This window comes from Marinomonas atlantica, assembly GCF_001639725.1.
Lineage (GTDB): Bacteria > Pseudomonadota > Gammaproteobacteria > Pseudomonadales > Marinomonadaceae > Marinomonas > Marinomonas atlantica.
Map to the genome: position 1 here is coordinate 1 of NZ_LTAW01000054.1, position 255 is coordinate 255.

General features: G+C 51.8%; 1 protein-coding gene. It reads right to left on the reverse strand.

Annotation, left to right across the window (positions count from 1 at the left end):
* Window positions 1-255: PmbA/TldA family metallopeptidase (locus AYW75_RS18530; protein WP_331709535.1), on the reverse strand; the 255-nt coding region annotated here is incomplete at both ends.

A 255-nucleotide genomic window follows, 5' to 3' on the forward strand; every position in this document is an offset into this window, starting at 1 on the left:
GCAGCTACCGTTTGTGCAATGGCCTTTTCACTCAAGTCAGAGGTTGACGCACTGCCCTTACGCTGCCCACGATATACCGTGATACCCAGCGCACCGTCACTATTAAACTCTACGTTCTCCACTTCACACATGCGCGTGGAGACGCTCAAGCCAGTGCTTTTAGTAATAGCGACCTCAGCAGCATCTGAATTTACTGAAGCCATATCCAGCGCTTTAGCAACAGCGGCTTCTAGCGCAGCTTGCTGCTGAGCAACT